General features: G+C 59.1%; 17 protein-coding genes and 1 pseudogene. 6 read left to right on the forward strand and 12 right to left on the reverse strand.

Translation table 11 applies throughout. The annotated features are described in order from the left end of the window. Window positions 1-1,128: an OpgC family protein gene (locus tag QWY83_RS12575; RefSeq protein ID WP_249946966.1), complete on the forward strand. Its 1,128-nt coding sequence runs from the start codon at window positions 1-3 to the stop codon at window positions 1,126-1,128. On the opposite strand, the gene QWY83_RS12580 is transcribed toward QWY83_RS12575, so the two are convergent. Continuing rightward, on the reverse strand, window positions 1,115-1,414 hold the full coding sequence (locus QWY83_RS12580; RefSeq protein WP_249946967.1) for a DUF1330 domain-containing protein: 300 nt from the start codon (window positions 1,412-1,414) through the stop codon (window positions 1,115-1,117). The genes QWY83_RS12575 and QWY83_RS12580 overlap by 14 nt on opposite strands. Further along, the gene (locus QWY83_RS12585) at window positions 1,411-2,070 is read right to left on the reverse strand and encodes an arylesterase (RefSeq protein ID WP_249946968.1); all 660 of its coding nucleotides are present in this window, start codon (window positions 2,068-2,070) and stop codon (window positions 1,411-1,413) included. The genes QWY83_RS12580 and QWY83_RS12585 overlap by 4 nt, the downstream gene beginning before the upstream one ends. A 19-nt stretch (window positions 2,071-2,089) precedes the next feature. Here QWY83_RS12585 and QWY83_RS12590 point away from each other — a divergent pair, with 19 nt between their 5' ends. The 4 genes from QWY83_RS12590 (at window position 2,090) to QWY83_RS12605 (ending at window position 6,560) form a co-directional block, all read left to right on the forward strand. Next, the gene (locus QWY83_RS12590; RefSeq protein ID WP_105234278.1) at window positions 2,090-2,770 is read left to right on the forward strand and encodes an ABC transporter ATP-binding protein; all 681 of its coding nucleotides are present in this window, start codon (window positions 2,090-2,092) and stop codon (window positions 2,768-2,770) included. After that, window positions 2,767-5,289, forward strand: a complete 2,523-nt coding sequence (locus QWY83_RS12595; RefSeq protein ID WP_249946969.1) for an ABC transporter permease — start codon at window positions 2,767-2,769, stop codon at window positions 5,287-5,289. The genes QWY83_RS12590 and QWY83_RS12595 overlap by 4 nt, the downstream gene beginning before the upstream one ends. A 93-nt stretch (window positions 5,290-5,382) precedes the next feature. Further along, the gene (locus QWY83_RS12600) at window positions 5,383-5,646 is read left to right on the forward strand and encodes a spike base protein, RCAP_Rcc01079 family (protein WP_249946970.1); all 264 of its coding nucleotides are present in this window, start codon (window positions 5,383-5,385) and stop codon (window positions 5,644-5,646) included. A 2-nt stretch (window positions 5,647-5,648) separates the two neighbouring features. Beyond that, complete coding sequence (locus QWY83_RS12605; protein ID WP_249946971.1) at window positions 5,649-6,560, forward strand: phage head spike fiber domain-containing protein; 912 nt, start codon at window positions 5,649-5,651, stop codon at window positions 6,558-6,560. On the opposite strand, the gene QWY83_RS12610 is transcribed toward QWY83_RS12605, so the two are convergent. The 10 genes and pseudogenes from QWY83_RS12610 to QWY83_RS12655 form a co-directional block, all read right to left on the reverse strand. Further along, window positions 6,544-7,413, reverse strand: coding sequence for a glycosyltransferase family 2 protein (locus QWY83_RS12610; protein WP_249946972.1), 870 nt, complete (start codon window positions 7,411-7,413; stop codon window positions 6,544-6,546). The two genes, QWY83_RS12605 and QWY83_RS12610, sit on opposite strands and share 17 nt — an antisense overlap. Next, a complete protein-coding gene (locus QWY83_RS12615; RefSeq protein ID WP_249946973.1) occupies window positions 7,410-8,729 on the reverse strand; it encodes an O-antigen ligase family protein in 1,320 nt (439 codons plus the stop codon). Before QWY83_RS12615 ends, QWY83_RS12610 begins: the two co-directional genes overlap by 4 nt. Next, window positions 8,636-9,592 (reverse strand): sulfotransferase family protein, encoded by a 957-nt coding sequence (locus QWY83_RS12620; protein ID WP_249946974.1) that lies wholly within the window; start codon window positions 9,590-9,592, stop codon window positions 8,636-8,638. The genes QWY83_RS12615 and QWY83_RS12620 overlap by 94 nt, the downstream gene beginning before the upstream one ends. Beyond that, window positions 9,592-10,869, reverse strand: coding sequence for a lipopolysaccharide biosynthesis protein (locus tag QWY83_RS12625; protein WP_249946975.1), 1,278 nt, complete (start codon window positions 10,867-10,869; stop codon window positions 9,592-9,594). Before QWY83_RS12625 ends, QWY83_RS12620 begins: the two co-directional genes overlap by 1 nt. Then, window positions 10,859-11,740, reverse strand: coding sequence for a sulfotransferase domain-containing protein (locus tag QWY83_RS12630; RefSeq protein WP_249946976.1), 882 nt, complete (start codon window positions 11,738-11,740; stop codon window positions 10,859-10,861). The genes QWY83_RS12625 and QWY83_RS12630 overlap by 11 nt, the downstream gene beginning before the upstream one ends. Further along, entirely contained in the window at window positions 11,737-12,906 is a 1,170-nt protein-coding gene (locus QWY83_RS12635; protein ID WP_249946977.1) for a glycosyltransferase, read from the reverse strand. The genes QWY83_RS12630 and QWY83_RS12635 overlap by 4 nt, the downstream gene beginning before the upstream one ends. Before the next feature lie 2 nt (window positions 12,907-12,908). After that, window positions 12,909-13,661: a WecB/TagA/CpsF family glycosyltransferase gene (locus tag QWY83_RS12640; RefSeq protein ID WP_249946978.1), complete on the reverse strand. Its 753-nt coding sequence runs from the start codon at window positions 13,659-13,661 to the stop codon at window positions 12,909-12,911. Continuing rightward, the gene (fcl, locus tag QWY83_RS12645; RefSeq protein ID WP_290246002.1) at window positions 13,654-14,586 is read right to left on the reverse strand and encodes a GDP-L-fucose synthase; all 933 of its coding nucleotides are present in this window, start codon (window positions 14,584-14,586) and stop codon (window positions 13,654-13,656) included. Before fcl ends, QWY83_RS12640 begins: the two co-directional genes overlap by 8 nt. Before the next feature lies 1 nt (window position 14,587). Continuing rightward, the gene (gene gmd, locus QWY83_RS12650) at window positions 14,588-15,706 is read right to left on the reverse strand and encodes a GDP-mannose 4,6-dehydratase (protein ID WP_249946979.1); all 1,119 of its coding nucleotides are present in this window, start codon (window positions 15,704-15,706) and stop codon (window positions 14,588-14,590) included. 5 nt (window positions 15,707-15,711) lie between these two features. After that, window positions 15,712-17,128: pseudogene (locus QWY83_RS12655) on the reverse strand (mannose-1-phosphate guanylyltransferase/mannose-6-phosphate isomerase). Window positions 17,129-17,491: 363 nt separating this feature from the next. Here QWY83_RS12655 and putA point away from each other — a divergent pair. Further along, a complete protein-coding gene (putA, locus tag QWY83_RS12660) occupies window positions 17,492-20,893 on the forward strand; it encodes a bifunctional proline dehydrogenase/L-glutamate gamma-semialdehyde dehydrogenase PutA (protein ID WP_249946980.1) in 3,402 nt (1,133 codons plus the stop codon). The last annotated feature ends 21 nt before the right edge of the window (window positions 20,894-20,914 follow it).

A 20,914-nucleotide genomic window follows, 5' to 3' on the forward strand; every position in this document is an offset into this window, starting at 1 on the left:
ATGACCCCTGTAAAACAACGCGATCCGCGCCTCGATGTGTTCCGTGGCCTCTGCCTTGTGATGATTTTCATCAACCACGTTCCCGGCAACGTGCTCGAAGCCTTTACCAACCGAAACTTCGGGTTCTCTGACGCGGCCGAAGGGTTTGTGTTCATGTCGGGTGTGGCTGCGGGCCTCGCTTATTCGCTGGATTTCAAAGACAACTCGATGCGGCTTTGGACTGGGCTCGCGCGGTTGTGGCGTCGCGCGTGGACGCTTTATCAGGTGCATATTTTGACGACCTTTGCTGCGGTTGCTGCAGCGGCCTCGGTTGCGCTGTGGATGGGGAATGGTGAGATCCTGTTCATCAACGCGATGAAGCACTTGTGGTATAACCCGCTGGAAACCTCTGTCGGGTTGATCCTGATGACCCACCAGTTTGGCTATGTGAACATTCTGCCGCTTTATCTCGTGCTGCTTTTTGTCTCGCCGATTGCGTTCTATTTCGCGTGGCGTGCGCCGCGGACCGTTCTACTGGTGTCCATCGCGCTGTGGTTCTCGGCGGCGATGTGGCGGATCAATTTGCCGAACTTTCCGATGCAGGGCGGCTGGTTTTTTAACCCGTTCTCATGGCAACTGATCTTTGTGGTCGGCCTGTTGACGGGGGTCTATTACAAACAGGGGAAACGCTTTGTGCCCGTCACATGGTGGCTCTTGTTGCCTGCGATTTTCCTGTTGATCGTTGGCGTGCTCACAGTCCAAGTCCCACCGTTCTCAAAGGTCTTTGGCCAAACGATGTGGCTCGCCAAAGAAACATTCCACCTGCCGTGGTTCATCACCGCGTTCGACAAAACATTCCTCAGCGTCCCGCGCCTCTTGCACATCTTGGCGCTGGCCTATGTGCTGTCTGCCTTTGGCGGTGTGCGTTGGCTCACAGGGACCAAGGCGATGGCGCCTTTCGCGCTCTTGGGCCGTCAGGCGCTGCCTGTGTTCGCCTTGGGATCAGTCCTGTGCATCTGGTTGCAGGGCGTTGGTCGCGTGCTGGGCGATAATGTGTGGACCGATCTGATGCTGGTCGGTGGGGGCCTCGTGGCGCAATTCGCGTTGGCGGCGGCGCGTCAGTATTGGCCGAAACCTACGACGGCATAACGCCTTCAACGATGACCAAGTCCACCTCTGCCCCCGCGTCTCGTTGGGCGACGGTGGATTGGTAGGCCTCGCCGAAATAGCAGGTCTTCGCCGCTTCGAGGGACGGGAACTCCACGACGACTGTCTGGGGCCTCGCGTTCCCTGCGCCCGTGATCTGTTCCCCTGCCAACACACGGATCACACCACCGCCCTCAGCAATTGCGGGTGCGGCGGCCTGACGGTAGGCGGCGTAGAGGTCGGGGTCAGTGACGGTGACATGCGCCACCCAATAGGCTTTGGCGGTCATTGGGTTTGCTCGATCAGTTGCAGGACGTAGGGGCCGATTGCATCGACGATGATCTCGACGCCTTGGGCATTGGGGTGAACACCATCCGATTGGATCAGATCACGCGCAGCGGTCAGGTCGCCATCGGGATAGAGTGCGCTCAGGAAACTGGGATAGAACAGCACCCCGTGCTGCGCCGCGAGGTCGGGGTAGAGTGTGTCAAAGGCCAGTTTATAGTCTGGGCCGTAGTTGTTCGGTGCTTCCATCCCGATCAAGAGAACGGGGACGCCTGCATCCTTTGCGGCGGTCAAAATCCCGTCGATATTGGCGCGGCTCACCTCTGGGGGAATTCCTCGGAGCAGGTCGTTGCCACCTAGTGCTACAATCATCGCATCCACATCGGGCGTTAGGGTCCAGGCAACACGGCTGAGCCCGCCTGCAGTCGTATCCCCAGACACACCTGCGTTCAGCACAGACACATCCGCGCCTTGTTCAATCAACCAGCCCTCTAGCTGCGGAACAAAGCCGTCCTCGGGAATCAGCCCGTAGCCTTGGGTTAGACTATCACCAAGTGCTGCAATCGTAATCGTTTCGGCCTGAACAGCGCCTGTGCCGATCACAATTGCCGCAGCGATGTTGCAGGCACGGCGAAGCGCTCCATATCTATAGGAAAGCATTGAACGGAAAGCCCTCTTTATGACCAAACCAGCGTTGTCCCTTTTAGATGTATCCCTGTCATTGATGGGCAATGCTGGACCAGTGGATATTTTGCACGACATTACGCTGGACGTGGCGCAGGGGGAAACCTTGGGGCTTGTCGGGCCAAGCGGGTCGGGCAAATCATCGCTCCTCATGTTGATGGGCGGGCTAGAGACCGCCACGGGGGGGCGGATCACGGCGCTGGGCACGGATATCACCCGTATGGGCGAAGACCCTCTGGCGCGGTTCCGCAGAGATAATATGGGGGTTGTATTCCAATCCTTCCACCTCATTCCCACAATGACCGCCTTGGAAAACGTCGCGACCCCACTGGAGTTGGCGGGTGTCAGTGATGCCTTTGAACGCGCCGAGGCGGAACTGGCGGCGGTTGGTTTGGCGTCTCGGGCAGACCATTACCCCTCGCAAATGTCGGGTGGTGAACAGCAGCGCGTGGCACTGGCTCGTGCGTCCGTTTCGCGGCCCAAGCTGCTGTTGGCCGACGAACCAACGGGCAATCTGGATGAAACCAACGGCGCTGCGATTATTGACCTGTTGTTTGGGCTTCGTGATCGGCATGGGGCGACGCTTGTGATGGTAACGCACTCGAACGACCTTGCGGCGCGGTGCGATCGCGTGGTGCGCCTTCGGGATGGTCGTATCGACGGGTCCGCCGCATGAGCCTGTCATTATCCTATCGGTTCGCCCGCCGTGAACTGCGCGGTGGTCTGCGGGGGTTCCGCATTTTCCTTGCGTGTCTGGCGCTGGGCGTCATGGCGATTGCCGCTGTTGGCACGGTCCGGTCCTCAATCACCGCAGGGTTAGAGCGTGAAAGCGCGGCACTCTTGGGTGGGGACGCCGAGGTCGGGCTGACCTACCGTTTCGCCTCTGAGGAAGAGCGCGCGTGGATGGAGAGTATCGCGGACACCGTGTCAGAAACGGTCGATTTCCGATCCATGCTCGTTGTGACACGAGACACGGTCGAACGTGGTCTGACGCAGGTCATGGCCGTGGACTCAGCTTACCCCTTGATCGGTTCCGTGACGTTGGACCCTGCGATGCCACTGGATACGGCGCTTGCGGGTGTGGATGGCACGCCTGGTATCGTAGTTGAACGTGTGCTGGCCGAACGGATGGGCGTGGTGACGGGTGACACTGTCCGCCTCGGCACCCAAGATTTCGTGCTCACCGCGATCCTCGCGAAATATCCCGACAACGCGGCTGGTGGGTTTGGGCTTGGGCCGCGGTCGATTGTGTTGACGCGTGACCTCGCGAACTCTGGCCTCTTGGCGGCGGGGACATTGATGGACACGAACTACCGCCTCAAACTGCCTGAGGGAACCGACCTCGCCGCGCTGGAACAGGTGGCCCAAGAGCGTTTCCGTGACACTGGGATGCGGTGGCGCGATAGCCGTGATGGGGCGCGGGGCGTAGAACGCTTTGTCGATCGGCTCGGGTCGTTCTTGGTCTTGGTGGGTTTGTCGGGCTTGGCTGTGGGCGGGGTCGGTGTGTCGGCTGCCGTGCGGTCCTACCTGACGGGCAAGACCGAAGTCATCGCGACCCTGAAAACCCTTGGCGCTACACGTCGGGTGATCTTTCAAACCTACTTTATCCAGATCGGCATTCTGACGTTGTTCGGCGTTGGCTTGGGCATCCTCATGGGGGCTATGATCCCGCTCTTGTTCGCGCCCATGATCGCGGCGCAACTGCCCATCCCTGTTGAATTTGCCGTCTATCCCCGCCCCCTGATCGAAGCGGGCATCTACGGCCTGATCACGGCAGCACTCTTTACCCTCTGGCCGTTGGCGCGATCCGAAGAAGTCCGCGCCGCGACACTGTTCCGCGATGCGAGCGACGCGGGCACGACCCTTCCTGCCGCCCGCTATATCGCGATCACGGCGCTCTTGATTGCGCTGCTCATTGGGTTGGCGATTTGGTTCACGGGCACCGTGCGTTTGACCATCTGGACCGCAGGCGGGATTGCCTTTGCCCTGGGGTTGTTGGTTCTATCGGCCCAAGGCGTCCGCGCCTTAGCCCGCAGGTTCCGCCGTGCCGCGCGGGGGCGTCCGACCCTTCGACTGGCACTGGCTTCCATCGGTGCCAAAGGGGGAGAGGCGACGTCGGTCGTGTTGTCCCTCGGTCTTGGTTTGTCGGTTCTGGCAGCGGTCGGCCAAATCGACGGCAACCTTCGCGCGGCGATCTCGGATGAATTGCCCGATGTCGCGCCTTCCTATTTCTTTGTCGACATCCAGCCCGATCAGATCGACGGATTTCGCGCGCGTTTAGACGCCGATCCAGCGGTCAAAGACTATGAGGCCGCACCGATGCTGCGCGGGATCGTGACCCGCATCAACGGGGTTAAAGCAACGGATGTGGTCGATCACTGGGTTGTTCGTGGTGACCGTGGGCTAACCTATGGCGATACGCCACCCGATGGCACGACCGTGACCGAAGGCACATGGTGGCCTGAGGGTTACGATGGTCCACCGCAGGTCAGCTTTGCCGCCGAAGAAGCTGCTGAGATGGGCCTTACCCTCGGGGATGAGGTGACTGTGAACATTCTTGGTCGTGACATCACCGCGACCATCACCAGCTTCCGCGAAGTGGACTTTAGCAATGCGGGCATGGGCTTTGTCATGACGCTGAACCCCGCGGCCATTGCGGGTGCGCCGCATAGCTGGATCAGCACCGTCTACGCCCAACCCGAAGCTGAGGCAGCGATCCTGCGTGACCTCGCCAATAGCTATCCCAACATAACCGCGATCCGTGTGCGCGATGCTATTGATCAAGTCATGGTCGTTGTCGCGGGCATCGCTGCGGCCACGCGATATGGTGCGCTTGCTACGCTGGTCACGGGGTTCCTCGTGCTAATCGGCGCTGCGGCCTCGGGCGAACGGGCGCGGGTGTTTGAATCGGCGGTCCTGAAAACGCTCGGCGCGGATCGACGGTTGATCCTACGTAGCTTCGCGCTCCGCTCGGTCCTATTGGGATTGGCGGCTGGGGTGGTCGCGTTGATCGCGGGGATCGCTGGCGGTTGGGCCGTGACGACCTTTGTGATGGAGACGAGCTTTGCCCCCATCTGGTCCAACGCCGTGCTGATTGTTCTGGGCGGTATGGGCACCACGTTGTTGGCGGGGCTGGCCTTTGCCCTGCGCCCCTTAGCGGCGAAACCTGCACGGGTGTTGCGTGCCCGCGAATGACCCAGCGTACGGTCGATTGAACAGGGATTAACGCGGCATTGCTATTGTGTCTGTCAACAGGGCGAATTTGCCCGCTGACAGAACGGAGTAACCATGTCGAACCCATTTCAGAACCGCACGTTGTCCCTCTCTGGTCCAGCGCGAGACATCGTGCCAATGACGCCTGCCGATGGTGTCGAATTGGCGGACGTTGCGGTCGCGCTTTACGTCGAAACGGGCGGTGTGCTGGTCGTGAAAACCGTCGCTGACACGCTGCGCACAGTGACGGTTGGTCATAAATCCATCCTCCCCGTGGGGATCAAAGAGGTCCATGCGACGGGAACTACGGCCACGGGCATCCACGGCTATGTGGTATGATCATGCTGGGATTTTCGATCGCTGAATTGGGGCAGCGCCCTGCAATTGCGGGTAATGGTCTTATCGTGCTGTCGTTTCTGACCGAAAGCCTCCCCGCGGGCGTTGCGCTTTCGCGTGCGTCCTCGGGCACGCGTATCAACCCTGCCGGAGCGCTCGAGGTTGTGGGCAATGACCAACCACGTTTCGACTATGATCCCCAAACGCTCGCCCCACGGGGACTGTTGGTTGAACCCGCGTCAACCAACCTTGTCCACGGGTCAGAGCCGAACCTCACCGATTGGGCCGATCTTGTGTCAACATCGACGCCACTATCGCTGAATGCGTTAGGGTATTTTTCTGGTATGTCGGTCGCTGGCAGCGGGGCAAAGTGGCATCGGCTTCAGGCAGATACGGACGGCTGGTCTGCGGGCCAGAACCTCCGTGTGCGTGTCTGGTATATGGCTGGCACGTCGGGCGCGATGTTCCTTTCATTGCGGAACGTGGATGCGGGCGTCGATAGCTCGCTGTCTGGCACAGTCGGCACCTTGGGTGTGCATAGCGCTGCTGCGGGGGCGATTACTGATATCGTCAATGCTGCGCTTGGGGGCGGGGTCTATACCGTGTCCTACACCTTTACCCCGAACGCGGGTAGCACCTCTGGCAAGTTTGGCATTGGGCCGTTTAGCGCGACCGCAGGCGAAACCGTCGTCGCATTGGGTGTTCAGGTCGAGATCGGGACAGGCACGAGCTATGTCCCAACCTCCCGCGCTGCTGAAAGTGTCACGCTCAATGGTTGGAACGGGATATATGACATTGTGCTGACCTATGACGGCGGTGGCGTCGAAACCCGCAACGGAGTGACGGTGGCAACTGGCTATGACCTCGCCCCGACGGCGCGTCGTATTCAGAATGTAACGCTTACGCCGATAGCTTGAACCTAAGGTGGCGGGTGATGAGTTGGACATAGGGAATGGCCCACGCCAACGGCCACAGTAGCCCGCCATGTCGACGCATGAACAACAGCCAATCAGGGGGATAAAGTCCCCGAAAAGAGTTCTGGTGCGCTAGGCGATCCCGCAGGCTCAGGCTGGGGTCGTCGCGCCACCGTTGCGCGGCGGGGTTCGGGTCGCACTGGGCCAAATACCCAGGCGCGAGCCAAACGCTCCCCCCCGCATCGCGCAGCCGCATCCCGTAATCCACATCGCCCCACGCATGGAAAAACCGAGGCTCTAAGTTTCCAACCGCATCAACGGCAGCCTTGCTGACGAGGGCGCAATTGCCTGCCATCGTGGTGACTTCGCACGGATGGTTTTGGTCAGGGCCAACGTGCTGCAATCGTAAAATCGGCCCCTTTCGCCGTTGAAAACCACCATAGGTGAGCTCCCCCGTTTGCGGATCGCAGGTCGATCCAAAGACGGCTGTTTTGTCTTTTCCCTGTTCTGCAAGCAGCCGCGTAGTCTCAAGCAACCGAAGGATCGCATCATTGTTCAGATCAGTGTCATCGTTGAGCCAAAGCATGTAGTCGAACGATTGCTCTAATGCTCCCTCAAACGCCCGCCGCATTCCACCGTTCCAATAGAGATCACCCGTGCCATCAATGACATGCACCTGTGGAAAGGCCCCACGCACCGCATCGCCTGTGCCATCGCTGCTGCCATCATCGACCAGAAACACATTCAGCGCAAACGTCGTCCCAGCGCCGTCTTGTTTGAACAGTGCCTCAAGCGCGGCGAGCGTTTTGGCGCGACGGTTAAAACAGGTTAAAAGGACGGCGATGGTAGGGATCATGGTGCAACGGACCTCGAGTTAAAGGATGAACGCGACAGAACACCCGCCATGACCGCGAACCCCATCCACAAAAAACCACCCATCTTGGGTTGGAGCCAAACGGGGTTAAACGCCATCACAATGACCAGCATCACGACGAGACTGTAGCTAAACAGCGCGACCAGTCGCTCCGAAGTCATGAGTCTGAGGCGGAAGATGCTGAAAACAAACGATAGAACGGGCAGCGCCAGCGCGAGCATCCCGACCGTGCCGCCAAAAGCGAGGAGGTCGAGGAGGTCACTGTGGCTCGGGATGATCAGGTTTTGCCGCTGAACTGGCACGAGCGGGGATCCATGAAACATCGCCCCAAAGACTGGCGCATCGAGGAATTCCTGCCAGCGTATTGCGTAGGTGTAGAGCCTGACTGATCGACTGCCCGACGGCAGGTGATCAACGAACATCGGAAGGCAAGTTAGAAAAATGCCGACACCGATCAGTGCATAAATTATGCTGAGAAATCGCAACACGACAGAGCGGTTCGGGGTTTGGCTCACCCAACGGATCGGGATCAAAAGCAGGATGCCGATGGTGGCAAAGGCCGTCAGGAAGCCCGTGATTTTAAAGGTACAAAACTGCCCCAAAATCAGCGTAGCCATGATGATCACCCTTAGAATAGGGCGATCTGCCAAGCCAATCGCAGCAACAATTGTCGCTACGCCAATGAGGAAAACCTCTTCATGGAAAATATGGTTAATGCCCGACCGCTGTGTCAGAAACGGGCCGACGGTTTGCCAGTAGAATAGCTGCGCCGACATCAGGAGGCCGATGACAATCACAGGCCACGTCAGTTTGCGCATGAACCAATCGAGGTCCTCAGGCACGCTCGCCATCATGCGGATTGGAATATAGCTCAGTGCTGAGAGGGCGAGGCGCAGAAAGCTGTCGGCGGTATTGCCCGTCACATAGCTCGTTGACGCGCCGCCGAGGGTGATCATGGTGATCAAAACAGCAAAGGCGATGTCTTGCCAAATGATGCCCCCGACGGGGCGGAAGCCTTGGGCCAGATAGGCCGCACCGCCGAAAATCGCGATGAGTGCAGGCAGGAACTGAAACGTCAGCGGCAGGCCCAGACCGCTATCCGTCGGGTCCACTGCCATAGCGAGCAAAAACAGAACTGAGGTATAAATCAGCCGCGCCCCAAGTCCGACTGAAGGGGCGTGATCCTGTGTTAGGGCAGCCTGCATCAATCGACCTCCGTCACGGGCTGGCCCGCGAACAGTCGGCGCAATTGTCGCCCGATCAAGGGCAGCACGAACACCGCCCGCAGCATCCCCCATGGCATCAACAACAGGTCCGTGCCGAGATACCTGAAAACACCCGTGCAGGTCTTCAGCTCCGATTTCAGCGTGTCGATATCATAGCCCATCACGGCCAAGCCATCCCGCCCGATCCGATCCAGATACCGCCGCGCCCACCACCGGCGCAGCGGGTTGCAATACATCGCCTTCCATCGATCATCCGCCGCGACCTGCTTCATCCCGCCCGTCGGATCCCCCATGCGCCCCGAGAGCGTGACGTCGGTGTTTTCGCTCGAGTTCGCGCTGGCGATGCCAAGGTGATCACAGACCGCAGCCGTCGCTGCATCGAGGTTCGCGGAGGCTTCCTCGTACCGGATCGTCAGCGCGGAATCGTTGGCCCGTGCAAAGTCGATGAGGCGGGGGAGGGCGATGTCTAAATCCTGTTTGAACCGAAACAGGTTCCATCGACCCTTGCTCCACGTCGTCATCATAGACGCAGCGATGGCCAGCGGATTGCGCCACAAGATGATCACGGGGGCATCAGGGAACAACGCGGTAACGGCTTTGGGTGCCAAAGCGTAGCGCGGCGTTTTATCTAGGAAGAAGAGCGCCTGATCGTCAGGGCAGAGACGGTCATAGATCACCTGCGCTGCGCTGCGCATGGCGTCATTCCAATCGTCCACCCCGTTGGGGAGCGCCGCCGTGAGGTCCTCAATCGCCATGCGATAGGTGGAATACTCATAGGTTGCGACGGCTTCGTCGATCGCGGTGGGTGGGATCAGGCCGAAAAGAAACCACGGCTCTGATAGTGTCGCGATGTTCGGATGCCGCCCCAAGGCCCGCTGCAACATGGTGGACCCAGATCGCGGAAGGGAGAGCAGAAATACCGGTTTCACAGCCATCAGAACAGCTCCTTACCAAAGCGCAGGGTGGGGTATGTCTTGATCCCCATGCGGGTCGCGCAATACCAAACCGCCAGTAGGTTCTGGACGATCACCGTCACGCTGGCCCCAATGGCGACGCCCCATAGTGGATCGATTTGTCCGAGGATGAGTGACACGCTGATGCCCAAGACGCTCGTGACGATCGCAAAGATCATGGCGACCCGCTGCCCGTTTGTGACGGTCATCAACAGCATCGGCGATCCCGTCGTGGCATTGACGGCTTGCCCGACCAAAAGGATGAGGAATGCTGGCCAAGCGGCGGCAAAGGCATCCCCGAAAATGAGGCTTGGGACAGACGGGCCAGCTACTGCCAAACCGCTCATCGCGGTAAGCGAAATTGCCATAATCACCGTCGCTGACTGGCGCAAAAGCCTTTCGAGCGGAACCGTTTCACCGGCCTTCCGGAGATGTGCGATCTGTGGTCCGATGGCCATGTTAACGGCCATGAGCGGCAGCGCCAGCAACCGCATGACGCGCAAGGCAGCCTCGAACAATGCGACCGCTTCCGTGTCGCCCAATGTGCCTGCGATCCACAGGTGTGCCTCTGACAGGGCCGTATTCGCGATGACGATAATCGCGAGCGGCAGGCTGGTTTTAGCCACGGGTGCAAAGTCGATCCCTCGCATTTTCGGCAGCGCCCGCAAGGCAGGGACAAGGCTGGCGAAGGACAACGGAACACAGAGCGCAGCAGCAATCGCCGTGATCCACACGATCTGCGTTAAGTCGGGGGTTTGTCCGAGGAAGAAGGCCAAAGCGCAGGCGATGAACAGCATAAGGTTGAACGAAAACACTTCGTGCAGGCCAAAGTCGATCATACGTCCGAAGGCGCGTAGTGTATGGGCAATGGCTTGGGTTGTTGCGCGGGCGATAATCCAAATAAGCAGGATCGCCATGTAGGGCACGGCCCCGTCTGACATCGGGACTAAAGGCGCGAACAGGATCGCAACGCCGCAAATAACGCTGATCGAGAGGATAAGGAACAGCCCGCTACCCCGTATGACAGGCCAACCACGGTCAGACCCCGACAGCATTGGCACCGTACTTTGGTTAAACCCTCCGAGCGCAATCAAGGCCGCCACTTGAGCAAAGCTCGTCAAAAGAAAATACGTGCCGAGGCTCTCGATGGGCAGAACGCGCGCCAAAAGCACATTGATCCCAAAGCCGAGCACCATGGTGCCGACGCGGGCAATGGCGAGGATCATGCTGCCTTTTATGGCTGTTTTCTCAGTCGTCATATCCCGCCCGTCGCATCAGAGCAGGGTTGAGAGAGGCCTCAACTCGCGCGATTTGGCTTGGCGTCAGCCGATCCCGCCATCCATCGATCCGTCCCCCGCGAAAGGTTGGTGAGGACGGGTCAAAGACTTGGCTCACCTTTGCCCAGAGATCATCGGTCATAGGGAGTTTCAGATGCGCGGCAATGGCCTGAAAACACGCCGATTGTGCGTCGGTGGTGCCGCCCCCTTGGGGTCCAACGAGGTCTTCGAATTTGATGATCAGGGTGCCGACATGTTGGTCCCAATTTAGCACGCTCTCGAACGCGTCATTTAGCGATTTGACAGCCAGTCCTGGCGGATTGGCGTATCCGCCGTAAATGGTGAAATTGACGCGTTCGTCCTCGGTCAGGGTCTCGTAAAAGGGGCGCAAATAATGGTTCCAGTTCCGCGCATCCAAGACATAGGGGATCATCGAGGCCGCCACCGCGCGAGGGTCACGCAGAATGGTGATGGCCTTCGTCTGAGTGACGTCAAAGGCCTCCATTGCGGCGGGGCTGAAAGGCACATGTGCTTTGCCAAAAGAGGTTAGCGGACGGTTTCGGAGCCAGCTTTCGAACACGGAGCGGGGAACGAAATAGGGCGAAAAGACCCCGACGGGAACGTCCGTGGGATGCACGCTCTGATCGCGCTGTCCGTAGCCGCGCAGCCTTCCCCAACGCCCTGCAGTTCGACGGTCGAGGAAGGGTGGCGGTGTGAGACCGATCTTATCTGTCGCCCGTTCGAGAACGGTTCGCCCATTTTCGCGCGCCGCGCCACCCAAGACCATGAGCGCCTTTTCCAGCAGATGCGTCCCGCTCTTGGGGAGCGAATTGATCAGAATGTTCTGTGTCATGCCGCGCCCCCGATCTGTTCGAAGACCGAAAGCAGAGTTTCGCGGAATCGCTCATGGCGGCGGCTGGCCCATTTGGGGTCGATCTCCGTTGGGGTGGAGGTCATCGCTTCGGTCAGGGCCGCCGCAAATTCGACGCCGGTCTGAGCGGCTCGGACATGCGATGGCGCGTCATCGATCCCGCGCAAGGCCAAGGGCGTGACGACCATCGGGACGCCAACCGAAATGCCTTCGATGGTTTTGAGTTGAATGCCCGATCCCATCACCGTCGGGACAGCGAGTGCTCGGCAAGCGCGCATGAACTGCCCCGCGTCGGGAACGCGCCCCAGTTTCTTCACGCGGGGATCGTTGGTTGGCAACGTCTCCGAACCACTGCCCGCAATGGCGACGGTCAGGTTGTTCGGCAGATGGGGTAAGACGTTGGAGAGAAACCACAGGATACCTTGGCGGTTTACGTCCCACTGCCAGCTTCCGATGAGGCCGATGTCATAGGCTTTCGGCTGCACGGGCTGGGTCAGGTCGAACGCTTGTCCAGGCAGGTCGATGACGGTGATCTTGTCGGCGGGGACGCCCAAACGGGCAAGGCCATCGCGGTCCGCGTTGGATAGGGTGACCGTGGCGCTGCATTCGGCCCCCAGAGTCGCCTCTTTGGCCATGAGTAACTGTGCCTCACGGCCATATATCGCTCGTTTTGCCGTCGAACCGTTCTGCGCGATATCATTATAGAGCGAATGTTCCAAATTGTGCGCGATGAACAGTTTGCGAGCGGGCAGGTCGGGTAATTCCGCGACCCAACCCATATGCGCGTGGTCGATGATTAGGACGTCGGCCCCGTCACCCAGCGCGTTTCGCAACGCGCGGACATAGGCGGTGCTTTTGAACTTGGTCTGGGTAAAAGGTGCATGGGTGAGGAACGCCTGTGCCAGCCATATAAAACGGCGCCAACCAGCATCGGCCATCTCGATAAACCACGGCCCAGCAGAATAGACCGATGGATCGGGGGGCAGCGGGCCGCGACCCACCCGTTCATATCCAACGACCCTGACCTCGGCGCCATTGTCGTGCAGAACGTCGATGAATTCCTGCGAACAAATCTCACCGCCATTGGCCCGCTCATCGGGTAGGACGGTGGTGGCGAAAACAACGCGTAACCCTGACAGACTGGACATTGTTATGCTGTCCCTATGTTTGTGGTCAGGACGCGAAACACGAATTTCGGGGCGAGGATGAGATACCGCCGCCACAGCCTGCGAGGTTCCTGAAGCAGTCGGAACGACCATTCCAATCCAACGCGTTGCATCCACTTTGGGGCACGTTCAACGGCACCAGAATGGAAATCGAACGCGGCCCCCACTCCGATCATCGTTGCGTTGATGCGCCCAAGGTGTTCCGCCATCCAGATGTCTTGCTTTGGCGACGAAATCCCGACCCAAACGACGTCGGCACCGCTGTTGTGGATTTGCGCAATGATCCTCGCGTCTTCGGTCGGCGTCAGAGGGCGAAAGGGCGGGCAATAGGTTCCGACGATCTGGGCGCCTTTGGCTGTAAACCTCTGCGCAAGCAACTCAGCGATCCTGTCTTTGCCACCGTAAAAAAAATGTTTCAGGTCATGATAGGCGGGATCGGTGAGTAGTTTTTCCATGAGGTCAGGGCCGCAGGTACGGCTGACCGCATGGCCTTTGATCCGCCCAAGAAGCGCGACAGGTGCGCCATCGGGCACGTTCATCGCCGCGTTTTTCGCAATCGCCAGCAGGTCAGGTGTCTCTGCCATGACCATGAGGCTCGCCACATCGCGGCAGCCGACATAGCGGGACTGCCCACCCTTCCATCCATGAATGCGGTCAGCGGCGGATTGGAGGTTTGTCGCGGTGATTGGCACGCCGAGGACGTCATAGATCACATCGTTTGAAGCGACCCTAGCCATTGGCGATCCAATCCGCGTAGGTCTGCGCGATCCCTTCTTTGAGATCACGCACGTTGTTCCAGCCCAACGCATGCAGGCGGGAACTGTCCATCAGTTTGCGTGGGGTGCCGTCGGGCTTTGTGGTGTCCCACGTCAGGGCCTCGTCATAGCCGACGACCTCTGCGATGGTTTCGGCTAGTTCTTTGATCGTGACCTCAACGCCAGACCCCACGTTGATGTGGTCGTTGCCCGAATAGTTGCGCAGCAGGAACACCAGCGCGTCAGCCAGATCATCACAATGCAGGAACTCGCGAAGCGGAGTGCCCGTGCCCCAAACGACGACCTCTTTGTCGCCACGCTCTTTGGCCTCGTGGAACTTGCGCAATAGCGCAGGAAGGACGTGGCTGGTCGCTAGATCGTAGGTGTCGCCCGGACCGTAGAGGTTCGTGGGCATGGCCGAAATCCAGTCGCGGCCATGTTGTTTGTGGTAGGCTTGAACCAGTTTGAGGCCCGCGATTTTCGCAATCGCATACCATTCGTTCGTCGGCTCCAATACACCCGTGAGGAGGCTGGCCTCTTGGATCGGTTGATCCGCAAACTTTGGGTAAATGCAGGAAGAGCCGAGGAACAGAAGGCGCTCCACATCGGCCTCGTGGGCGGCATGGAGGATGTTCGCCTCGATCATCAGGTTCTCGTAGAGGAAATCCACGGGATAGCTGGCGTTCGCGTGGATGCCGCCGACCTTCGCGGCAGCGAGCACGATTGCGTCGGGTTTTGTCGCTTTCATCCAATCGTGGACGGCCTTTTGGTCCACCAGATCGACTACGTCACGACCTGCGGTGATGACCTTGCAGCCCTCGGACCCCAGACGCCGCACGACCGCGCCGCCGACCATGCCGCGGTGCCCCGCGACCCAGATACGTTTGCCCGTCAGATCGTAGGTCATGTCAGCCCTCCAGTGCTACAGGCAGTTCGAGCCCGTATTCCCTGAGTAGTTGCAGACGCCGCGCGGATTTGTGATCCTCAGCGACCATCTCTGCGCACATCTGTTGGGCGGTGATTTCGGGCACCCAGCCGAGCACTTTCTTGGCCTTGGTCGGATCACCCAATAGCGTTTCAACTTCTGCGGGGCGGAAGTAGCGCGGGTCGATACGCATGATCACGTCACCCACTTTCAGCGCGGGGGCCAAGTCGCCGTTGATCCCTGTCACAGTCGCGACCTCATCGACGCCTTTGCCTGTGAACTCGACCGAAATGCCCAGCTCTGCGGCGGTCCACGTGATGAATTCGCGTACCGAATACTGAACGCCTGTCGCGATCACGAAATCCTCTGGCGTCTCCTGTTGCAGCATCATCCACTGCATCCGCACGTAGTCTTTGGCGTGGCCCCAATCGCGCAGGCTGTCGATGTTGCCCATGTAGAGGCAATCTTCGAGGCCGAGCGCGATATTCGCCAATCCGCGGGTGATCTTGCGGGTCACAAATGTCTCACCACGACGCGGGGATTCATGGTTAAAGAGGATGCCGTTGCAGGCATACATGCCGTAGCTTTCGCGGTAGTTCACGGCGATCCAATAGGCATACATTTTCGCCACCGCGTAGGGCGAACGCGGGTAAAACGGTGTCGTCTCGCGCTGCGGGGTTTCTTGGACGAGGCCGAAGAGTTCAGAGGTCGAGGCCTGATAGAACCGCGTCTTTTTCTCGAGGCCTAGGAAACGGATCGCTTCGAGGATACGCAGCGTGCCCATGGCGTCGACATCCGCAGTATATTCAGGTGCTTCGAACGACACAGCCACATGGGACTGTGCGCCCAAGTTATAGATCTCATCGGGCTCAATATCGCGGATCAGGCGGGTCAGGTTCGACGTGTCCGTCAGATCGCCATAGTGCAGTTTGAAGCGCGCATTGTCGGTGTGTCGATCCTCGTAAATGTGGTCGACGCGCTGGGTGTTAAAGGATGATGCACGGCGTTTGATCCCGTGAACTTCATAGCCTTTAGACAATAGGAATTCCGCTAGGTAACTGCCGTCTTGGCCAGTTACCCCCGTAATAAGAGCTTTTTTCATGAAGGTTAGCCTTTCGCTCCTTGTCCGCGAGCATAGACATCTTCGTATCGAATGATGTCATCTTCACCGAGGTAGGCACCCGTCTGGACCTCGATTAGGACCATCGGGACTTTGCCGGGATTTCTCATGCGATGTACCGCGCCGAGGGGGATGTAGACGGATTCATTTTCCGTCACCAATTGGACCTTGTCGTCGATGGTGACCTCGGCGGTGCCCGTCACGACAATCCAGTGTTCGGCACGGTGGTGGTGGCTCTGCAGGGACAGCGCCGCACCGGGGTGCACATGAATGCGTTTGACCTGAAAACGGTCACTGATGGCGAGGCTTTCGAACCAGCCCCAAGGGCGGTGATCTTTGGGGAAGGTGGTCGCTTGCGTCGAGCCTTTGGCCTTGAGCACGTCGACGGCTTTTTTCACATCTTGGGCGCGGGACATGTCGGCGATCAAAACCGCATCGTTCATCGCGATGGCCATTACGTTTTTCAGGCCGATGCCCACGACCTCTAGTCGGTCGCTGTCAGACCGCAATAGGCTGTCGGCGCAATCAATCGCGAGAGGTGACGACGCCGTTGGTATCCGCGTCGCTTTCCCGCCAGACGGCATCCCAGCCGCCCAAATCGGACCAGCCACCGTCAAAGGGCACGACCGACAGGTTGTCGGCCTTTTCCATAACGGCGTAGTCGATGGAGATGTCTTTGGCACCCGCCCAAGCCTCAGGCCCGAGGCGGCAGAAGCCGAGGTCGACATGACCCGTTTCAATCGCTGCCGTTACGGGGGCCATCAGGTCGGGGGCATGGGTTTCAAAGGCTGCGATGATGTCGCGGGCGCGGAAGAGGAATATACCTGCGTTCCAGAGGAACGACCCCTCGGCCAACATCTGTGCGGCGCGTTGGGCGTCTGGTTTTTCGACAAACCGTTTGAGCGCAACGGGTTGGCCGTCCGATGGGGTCGATAGTTCCAGATAGCCGTAGGCGGTTTCAGGATGGGTCGGGGTGATCCCAAAGGTCACGAGTTGACCGCTGTCAACGGCGCTGAGGCCAGCCTCAATCGCGGCTTTGAACGCCTTGGTATCAGGAATAATGTGGTCAGACGGGGCGACCAGCAGGACCGCATCAGGGTCTTTGCGCGCGACATAGAGGGCCGCGGCGAGGACCGCAGGCGCAGTGTTGCGGCCTTCGGGTTCGATCATAATCGCGCCGGGGTCGATGCCGACCTCTTGCAACTGCTCGGTCACGATGAACCTGAAATCGGAGTTGGTGATTACGATTGGCGCTGCGAAATCGGTGCCTGTCATGCGGAGGGCTGAACCTTGAAACAGGGTTTTGTCACCAACGAGCGGCACGAACTGCTTTGGATAGGACTTACGGGACAACGGCCAGAGCCGTGTGCCAGAACCGCCGCAAAGTATAATCGGTGTAATCATTTTCTATCCAAAAGCGTCGCAATTGGGCCGTGGTAGGGCCGTGGGGTAAATGTAGCAAGTGAACCGAAGTAAGTGCGGGGAAATTCCAAACATTTTCATAAAAATGTGCGGAACCTTCGCAGAGTATTTTGGGAAATGGTTAAAAATTCGAGAAGAAATAAGCAGTGATTTGAAAGACTCGGCGGCCAGATTTCAAATGGGAAAATTCACTGTCATAAGTGGACTGAAAGGGGTCATGATTTGAAAGTTGATAAATTTGCAGGTCAAAAGATTGCAAATTAGCATCAATACAGTCAAAAGACCCATTTCAAAATTCGCGGCAAAACAGGATTATAGCTGAAACTTCCATTCTAGGTGACAGCAATGCCTGCACGGCCCATGACCGCGTTCACACGCTCTATGAAATTCGCTCCCGAAGCTGACCTGCTTCAATCGCTGATCCAGCAGGCCGATTTGTCGGCAGAGACGCGCACCAAAATCTCGGCGCGTGCGGCGGGCTTGGTTCGGAATATCCGCACCTCTGCGGACCCGAGCCTGATGGAGCACTTCCTGTCCGAATACGGATTATCGACCCGCGAGGGCGTCGCGCTTATGTGCTTGGCCGAAGCCATGTTGCGCGTGCCAGATGCGGACACCATCGACGCACTGATCGAGGATAAGATCGCGCCGTCGGATTGGGGTAAACACTTGGGTGAAGCGTCATCGTCGCTGGTGAACGCTTCGACTTGGGCGCTGATGCTGACGGGCCGCGTGCTCGACGATGAAAAGCCGGGGATGGCTGGTGTTCTACGTGGCGCGATCAAACGTCTGGGCGAACCTGTGATCCGCACCGCCGTTGGGCGTGCGATGAAGGAAATGGGACGCCAGTTCGTTCTGGGCGAAACCATCGCAAAGGCGCTCGACCGCGCGGCAAAGCTAGAGGCGCAAGGCTACACCTACAGCTACGATATGCTGGGCGAGGCGGCGCGGACTGCAGAGGATGCCCGCCGTTATGCGATCGCCTATTCCAACGCTATCGATGGGATCGCGGCGTCGTGCACCAAAGGCAGTGTTGAAGCGAACCCTGGGATTTCGATCAAACTCTCCGCGCTTCACCCGCGTTACGAGGTCGCCCACGAGGACCGCGTGATTGCCGAACTGGTGCCCGTGGTTCTGGAACTTGCGCAAAAGGCCAAAGCGGCAGGGATGGGGTTCAACATCGACGCCGAAGAACAGGATCGTCTGGTTCTGTCGCTCAAGGTGATTGAGGCTGTTCTGTCCGACGAAAGCCTCGCGGGTTGGGACGGGTTTGGTGTTGTGGTTCAGGCATACGGTAAGCGGGCAGGGGCGGCGCTGGATTGGCTTTATGAAACCGCAACACGCCTCGACCGTCGGATCATGGTGCGCCTTGTAAAGGGTGCCTATTGGGACACGGAAATGAAACTGGCGCAGGTGCAAGGCCTCGACGGGTTTTCGCTGTTCACCTCGAAGGTTGCGACCGATGTGAGCTATATTTCCAACGCGAAAAAGCTGTTTGATTACACCGATCGCATCTACCCACAGTTCGCGACACATAACGCCCATACCGTTGCCGCTATTCTGGAGATGGCAGAGGGTCGTCCGTTCGAATTCCAGCGCCTTCATGGCATGGGCGAACGTCTGCATGACATCGTGCTCAAGGATACCAAAGGTCGCTGCCGCATTTATGCGCCTGTCGGCGCACATCGTGACCTGCTCGCTTACCTCGTGCGTCGCTTGCTCGAAAACGGTGCGAACTCGTCGTTCGTGCACCAGATCGTGGACGAGGCCGTTTCGCCCGAATTGATCGCGACCGACCCGTTTGAAGCGGTCAAGACAGCGACGGCCCCAACAGGCCTTGTCCTCCCGTCCGAGATTTTCGGCGCTGGTCGCACAAACTCCAAGGGTTGGGATTTGAGCGATGAACAAACGCTGGCAGAGGTCTTTGCCGCGCGCGATGTGGCCTTGCCCAACGCTGGCCCAATCACGGTATCGCCAGCCACAGGCGTGGAGGTTCCCGTGATCAATCCTGCAACGGGTGAAACCATCGCGACCGTGGTCGAGGCTGACAGCGCAACCGTTGAACGCGCCATTGCGGATGCAAAGGTGTGGTATGCGCCTGTTGCTGAACGTGCGGCGGTCTTGCGCAAGGCGGCTGACCTTTACGAGGAAAACTACGGTCTGATCTTTGCGGCCCTTGCCCAAGAGGCAGGCAAGACGTTGCTCGATGCTGTTGGTGAAGTGCGCGAGGCGGTCGATTTCTTGCGTTACTACGCGGATCAGGCCGAAGAGGCAGATCATTTCCCGCGGGGCATCTTTACCGCGATCAGCCCGTGGAACTTCCCCTTGGCGATTTTCACGGGCCAGATCGCGGCAGCGCTGGCTGTCGGGAACGCGGTCTTGGCGAAACCAGCAGAGCAAACGCCTGTTGTTGCCACCATCGCCGTGCGCCTGATGATCGAAGCAGGTGTTCCCGCCTCTGCGCTGCAATTGCTGCCGGGGCAGGGCGGCACAGTTGGTGCTGCGCTGACATCGGACAAACGGATTGCGGGTGTGGTGTTCACAGGCTCGACCGACACGGCGTTGATCATCCGCAAGTCCATGGCGAAGCATATGTCGCCGTCTGCGCCGCTGATCGCGGAAACAGGTGGTCTGAATGCGATGATCGTCGACTCGACCGCGCTGCCTGAACAGGCGGTGCGCGATGTCGTGGCCTCGGCCTTCCAATCGGCGGGTCAGCGGTGTTCCGCCCTGCGCTGCCTCTACATCCAAGAGGACGTCGCCCCGCATGTGATCGACATGATTAAGGGCGCGATGGACGAGCTGGTTGTTGGTAATCCGTGGAGCCTGAACACTGACGTCGGCCCAGTCATCGATCAAGACGCTTATTCAGAAATCGGCGCCTATATCGACGCCGCCAATGGGTCCGTCCTGCATCAACTGCCCGTGCCCAATGCTGGGAACTTCATCGCGCCGACCATGATCAAGTTGAACGGGATCGAAGATCTAGAGCGCGAGATTTTCGGACCAGTGCTGCATGTCGCGACCTTTAAGGGGGCGAACCTGCAAAAGGTGATTGATGCGGTGAACGCAAAGGGCTTTGGCCTGACCTTTGGTCTGCACACCCGCATTGATAATCGCGTCCAAGAAGTCGCGGACGGTATCCATGTCGGGAACCTCTATGTGAACCGTAACCAGATCGGTGCAGTCGTCGGTAGCCAGCCGTTTGGCGGTGAGGGGCTGTCGGGCACTGGGCCAAAAGCTGGCGGTCCGCAGTACCTCTATCGATTTGCGGCACCGAAATCGGCAGCAAAGGGCGCGGATTGGGAAACGGCTGCGGACCTGTCGGATACCCAAGACGCAATCAACGCGGCCAAGTCTAATGGCATCATTCGTCAGATCGAACTCCCCGGTCCAACGGGTGAGGCCAACACGCTCTCTATCCTGCCGCGTGGCCCGATCCTCTGTATGGGTCCAGGGGTAGAGGCTGTAGCGGCACAGGTCGCAGCGGTCGAAGCCTTGGGCGGTGTTGCGATCGCGGTGCAAGGTGAACTGGCGCCCTCTGCCCTCGCCACGCTGAACGGGTTCCACGGTGCGATCTGGTGGGGCAACGGTGCGCGCCCCTATGTGGAGGCACTGGCGCGTCGTAAGGGGCCGATCATTCCGCTGATCACGGATATGCCTGACCTTGGTCATGTGACGCACGAACGGCACCTGTGCATCGACACAACAGCCGCAGGGGGCAACGCGGCCCTGCTCGCTGGATAAACGAAAACGCCCGCCACATTC

It is taken from the genome of Marivivens donghaensis (assembly GCF_030410045.1).
In the GTDB taxonomy this organism is placed as follows: Bacteria; Pseudomonadota; Alphaproteobacteria; order Rhodobacterales; family Rhodobacteraceae; genus Marivivens; species Marivivens donghaensis.

Bases quoted from the DNA above. Each gene is read 5' to 3' on its own strand.
- QWY83_RS12635 (WP_249946977.1), bottom strand. From the start codon at position 12,906: ATGTCCAGTCTGTCAGGGTTACGCGTTGTTTTCGCCACCACCGTCCTA.
- putA (WP_249946980.1), top strand. From the start codon at position 17,492: ATGCCTGCACGGCCCATGACCGCGTTCACACGCTCTATGAAATTCGCT.
- QWY83_RS12575 (WP_249946966.1), top strand. From the start codon at position 1: ATGACCCCTGTAAAACAACGCGATCCGCGCCTCGATGTGTTCCGTGGC.
- QWY83_RS12620 (WP_249946974.1), bottom strand. From the start codon at position 9,592: ATGGCTGTGAAACCGGTATTTCTGCTCTCCCTTCCGCGATCTGGGTCC.
- QWY83_RS12630 (WP_249946976.1), bottom strand. From the start codon at position 11,740: ATGACACAGAACATTCTGATCAATTCGCTCCCCAAGAGCGGGACGCAT.
- QWY83_RS12600 (WP_249946970.1), top strand. From the start codon at position 5,383: ATGTCGAACCCATTTCAGAACCGCACGTTGTCCCTCTCTGGTCCAGCG.
- QWY83_RS12585 (WP_249946968.1), bottom strand. From the start codon at position 2,070: ATGCTTTCCTATAGATATGGAGCGCTTCGCCGTGCCTGCAACATCGCT.
- QWY83_RS12615 (WP_249946973.1), bottom strand. From the start codon at position 8,729: ATGGGGGATGCTGCGGGCGGTGTTCGTGCTGCCCTTGATCGGGCGACA.
- QWY83_RS12610 (WP_249946972.1), bottom strand. From the start codon at position 7,413: ATGATCCCTACCATCGCCGTCCTTTTAACCTGTTTTAACCGTCGCGCC.
- QWY83_RS12640 (WP_249946978.1), bottom strand. From the start codon at position 13,661: ATGGCTAGGGTCGCTTCAAACGATGTGATCTATGACGTCCTCGGCGTG.
- QWY83_RS12580 (WP_249946967.1), bottom strand. From the start codon at position 1,414: ATGACCGCCAAAGCCTATTGGGTGGCGCATGTCACCGTCACTGACCCC.
- gmd (WP_249946979.1), bottom strand. From the start codon at position 15,706: ATGAAAAAAGCTCTTATTACGGGGGTAACTGGCCAAGACGGCAGTTAC.
- fcl (WP_290246002.1), bottom strand. From the start codon at position 14,586: ATGACCTACGATCTGACGGGCAAACGTATCTGGGTCGCGGGGCACCGC.
- QWY83_RS12595 (WP_249946969.1), top strand. From the start codon at position 2,767: ATGAGCCTGTCATTATCCTATCGGTTCGCCCGCCGTGAACTGCGCGGT.
- QWY83_RS12605 (WP_249946971.1), top strand. From the start codon at position 5,649: ATGCTGGGATTTTCGATCGCTGAATTGGGGCAGCGCCCTGCAATTGCG.
- QWY83_RS12590 (WP_105234278.1), top strand. From the start codon at position 2,090: ATGACCAAACCAGCGTTGTCCCTTTTAGATGTATCCCTGTCATTGATG.
- QWY83_RS12625 (WP_249946975.1), bottom strand. From the start codon at position 10,869: ATGACGACTGAGAAAACAGCCATAAAAGGCAGCATGATCCTCGCCATT.